Annotated in this window: 5 protein-coding genes and 1 tRNA gene; 3 read left to right on the top strand and 3 right to left on the bottom strand. The window is 51.7% G+C overall.

Translation table 11 applies throughout. The features are described 5' to 3' along the window. From AC6F7T_RS01210 to AC6F7T_RS01220, 3 genes are all read right to left on the bottom strand, one after another. A tRNA-Gly gene (locus tag AC6F7T_RS01210) sits at window positions 1-75 on the bottom strand. 116 nt (window positions 76-191) lie between these two features. Continuing rightward, on the bottom strand, window positions 192-782 hold the full coding sequence (gene pgsA, locus AC6F7T_RS01215; RefSeq protein ID WP_500716133.1) for a CDP-diacylglycerol--glycerol-3-phosphate 3-phosphatidyltransferase: 591 nt from the start codon (window positions 780-782) through the stop codon (window positions 192-194). Beyond that, window positions 779-1378: a transglycosylase SLT domain-containing protein gene (locus tag AC6F7T_RS01220; RefSeq protein ID WP_500716134.1), complete on the bottom strand. Its 600-nt coding sequence runs from the start codon at window positions 1376-1378 to the stop codon at window positions 779-781. Before AC6F7T_RS01220 ends, pgsA begins: the two co-directional genes overlap by 4 nt. Window positions 1379-1483: 105 nt before the next feature. Between AC6F7T_RS01220 and nadB the strand changes: the two genes are divergently transcribed. Genes nadB through AC6F7T_RS01235 form a run of 3 tightly spaced genes read left to right on the top strand, consistent with a single transcriptional unit; the run spans window position 1484 to window position 3626 of the window. Continuing rightward, entirely contained in the window at window positions 1484-3127 is a 1644-nt protein-coding gene (gene nadB / locus AC6F7T_RS01225; RefSeq protein WP_500716135.1) for an L-aspartate oxidase, read from the top strand. 11 nt (window positions 3128-3138) lie between these two features. After that, window positions 3139-3414 (top strand): chorismate mutase, encoded by a 276-nt coding sequence (locus tag AC6F7T_RS01230; protein WP_500716137.1) that lies wholly within the window; start codon window positions 3139-3141, stop codon window positions 3412-3414. A 2-nt stretch (window positions 3415-3416) separates the two neighbouring features. Further along, complete coding sequence (locus AC6F7T_RS01235; RefSeq protein WP_500716138.1) at window positions 3417-3626, top strand: hypothetical protein; 210 nt, start codon at window positions 3417-3419, stop codon at window positions 3624-3626. Window positions 3627-3759 lie beyond the last annotated feature (133 nt).

The raw sequence follows: 3759 nt of genomic DNA on the forward strand, positions 1-3759 counted from the left end.
TGGAGCGGGAAACGGGATTTGAACCCGCGACTTCAACCTTGGCAAGGTTGCACTCTACCACTGAGTTATTCCCGCGTTAGTGGTGTCTTTCGCCGAAGCGGATGTATGTATAGCAAAACGCTTTAAGGACTGTCAATAAAAAAACCGGTTTTTTTATTTTTGAAATTATACCTTAAATATCTGGAGGTTAGCTATCTTGCAAAAATCTTGAAAAACTTTGCAAAATAATCAACACCCGACCAGATCGTCAGCACCAGAGAAATATAGAAGATAATGATACCGACGTTATGCATCGAGGCATAGAGAAAATCGAATTGGATACCAAAAAACCAATAATATTGATAATGAAGCAACAAAATAACCAGAGCGATCATCTGGAAAATGGTCTTGTACTTCCCCAAAGGGCTGGCATCGATAACGATACCCTCTGACGAGGCGATGGAGCGGATACCGGAAACGATAATATCGCGGGCAAGAATGATAAAAACCGCCCAGGCCGGCACCCGATCGAGGGGGATCAGCATGATCAGGGCCGCCATGACGATCAGCTTGTCGGCCAGGGGATCGAGAAACTTCCCCAGCACCGTTACCACTTCCCATTTGCGTGCCAGATAGCCATCAAGCCAGTCGGTCATGGATGCCACAAGAAAAACCATGGCAGCCCAGAAACAGGCCTGCTTCGATTCAAACATCAACAGAACCACCACCACCGGAACGGCAACGATCCGCGACAGGGTGAGTATATTGGGAAGGTTCAACAGTTGCTGATAGGATTTAGTCACCGTTGGTTTCCGTTCAGTTGATAATGACCCATATAGTACCTGACTCGTTTAACATAATTGACCGTTTCTTCATAGGGGGGAATTCCGCCAAATCTGCGCACGGCCCCCGGACCGGCATTATAGGCGGCCAGGGCAAGATCGAGATGATCAAAGGTATCCAGCATTTTGCGCAGATACATGGCACCACCAAAAATCGACTCAGCAGGATCGAATGGATTACGAACACCGACTTCACGTGCTGTCTCCGGCATCAACTGCATCAACCCCTGCGCCCCTTTACGTGACACCACCCGTGGATCAAAATTACTTTCAACCTTGATAACCGCCATCAACAGGGATGGTTCAAGCTGAAAACGTTGTGCGTAGTGGCCAATGAGGGTTTCGAGGCGGAAGGTTTCTCCTTCCGGGCGATAGAGGCGGTATTGACCATTACTGGGAACATTGGTGTAATGGACCCCACCCTGCGCATCGACATAGCGGTAAATCGCCGCATCAGCGGAGGCGGGGGAAAAGATGAACAACAGCAACAATATGGGGGTGGCCTTCAGTATCATGAGATTTTTATAACTTTTGCCCGACATTCTGTCAAGCTGCATTTATCGCATCCCGTCGGCCAGGCTTGTTGTTGACAAAGACAAACAGCACCCGGATAATGACGCCGGGCATTTCCTCTAGATAGACGGCTCAAGGAGCTTACCCGCATGAAAATTGTCAGCGACTTTCTGGTTATCGGCACCGGCATAGCCGGTCTCACCTACGCCCTCAAGGTCGCTGACCAGGGCACGGTTGCGCTGGTAACCAAGCGCGATATCGATGTAACCGCTACCCAGTTGGCACAGGGAGGGATCGCTTCGGTTTTTTCAACTGAAGACAGCTTTGCCGACCATGCCCGCGATACTATCGTTGCCGGTTCCTACCTGTCCCATCCGGATATTGTCGATCTGGTGATCAACTCCGGCCCACAAGCCATTCATGATCTGATCGACTGGGGCGTCAACTTCAGCCGCAACGACAACCAGCAATACGACCTGACCCGTGAAGGTGGCCACAGCTTCCGCCGCATCCTCCATGCCAAGGATTCCACCGGAAGGGAAATCGAACGGGCCCTGGTTGAGGCGGTCATGCAGCATCCCAATATCATCCTCTACCAACATCACATAGCTGTTGACCTGATCACCTCGGCCAAAATCGGTCTGGCCTGCTCCACTAAAAATCATTGCCTCGGTGCCTACGTGCTGGACAAGAATTCAAACACGGTAATCACCTTTGAAGCGCGCTTTACCGCTCTTGCCACCGGCGGTGCCGGCAAGGTCTACCTCTACACCTGCAACCCGGATATCGCCACCGGTGACGGCGTCGCCATCGGCTGGCGCGCCGGAGCCCACGTTGCCAATATGGAATTCATGCAGTTTCATCCGACGACCCTGTATCACCCTCATGCAAAATCCTTTCTGATTTCTGAAGCGGTTCGTGGTGAGGGGGCGATTCTGCGCCGCGCTGACGGCTATGCCTTTATGGCAGACTACCATCCACTAAAAGACCTGGCGCCACGCGACATCGTTGCCCGCGCCATCGACAACGAAATGAAAAAACATGGTGATGATTGTGTCTTCCTCGACATTACCCACAAAAGCACCGAATATATTATCGACCATTTTCCGATGATCCATGAAACCTGCCTGGGCTACGGTATCGACATGAAGGTCGAACCGATTCCGGTGGTTCCCGCTGCTCACTACCTGTGTGGCGGCCTGCAGTCAGACGCCCACGGTGAGACCAATATCACCAACTTGTTTGCCATCGGTGAAGTGGCCTGTACCGGCCTGCACGGCGCCAACCGCCTGGCCAGCAACAGTCTGCTGGAAGGGGTTGTATTTGCCGGTCGGGCGGCCGCCATATGCCTGTCGCGCCTTGAACAAACGCCAACACCGCCGGCAGTCATTCCCGCCTGGGATTCGGGTGATGCCACCGACAGCGACGAAGAGGTTATCGTTGCCCACAACTGGGATGAAATCCGCCGCTGCATGTGGAACTACGTCGGCATTGTGCGTTCCGACAAGCGCCTGCAACGCGCCATGAATCGCATTAAATTGATCCAGCGTGAAATCAACGAATACTACTGGAACTTTCTACTGACATCTGACCTTATTGAGCTGCGCAACATCACCACCGTGGCCCGACTGATCGTTCAGAGTGCTCTGTTGCGCAAAGAAAGTCGCGGTTTGCATTACACCATCGATTACCCGGAAAAAAATGATGAAAACTTTCTCCACGACACCATCATCAGCGGGTTGAATTCGACCATGAGAAAGTCAAGACGCCAGCTAGCCCCCGACAACAAATAAAGGATTGAATTTTGGATATCGATAAACTACGAGAGCAGATCAATCAGCTGGATGACCAGTTACTGCGTATTTTTAACGAGCGCGCCGCTCTGGCCGTACAGATCGGCGAGGCCAAAAAAAAACTCCATCTCGCCATCTATGATCCTAAACGGGAAAAGCTGATCTTTGAACGGATGCACAAAAACAACCCCGGCCCCCTCGATAACGCGGCCATTGTCAGGCTGTTTGAACGGGTCATCGATGAAAGCCGCAGCCTGGAACGAACCCACGCCAGAGGGAGCAAATAACCATGCTGGTTATCATGAAGAAACATGCAACAGAAGAGGAAGTCGAGCAGGTGAAAGAATTTCTGGTGGAGCAGGATTGTGACTTTCATCAATCAACAGGCGTCGACCGCATTATCCTCGGCGTCGTCGGCGACACCCGCCGCATCGATCGTGAGCGCTTAAAAAACCTCACCGGCGTACTCGACATCTATAAAATACCGGATGAAGATTAGGGAGTGGGGAGTGGGGAATGGGGAATGGGAAAACCTACTTCCTACTCCCCACTCCCTACTCCCTAATCTTCATCCGGTATTTTATAGATGTCGAGTACGCCGGTGAGGTTTTTTAAGCGCTCACGATCGATGC

Source organism: Pelovirga sp., assembly GCF_059864205.1.

Bases quoted from the DNA above. Each gene is read 5' to 3' on its own strand.
- AC6F7T_RS01220 (WP_500716134.1), bottom strand. From the start codon at position 1,378: ATGCAGCTTGACAGAATGTCGGGCAAAAGTTATAAAAATCTCATGATA.
- nadB (WP_500716135.1), top strand. From the start codon at position 1,484: ATGAAAATTGTCAGCGACTTTCTGGTTATCGGCACCGGCATAGCCGGT.
- AC6F7T_RS01235 (WP_500716138.1), top strand. From the start codon at position 3,417: ATGCTGGTTATCATGAAGAAACATGCAACAGAAGAGGAAGTCGAGCAG.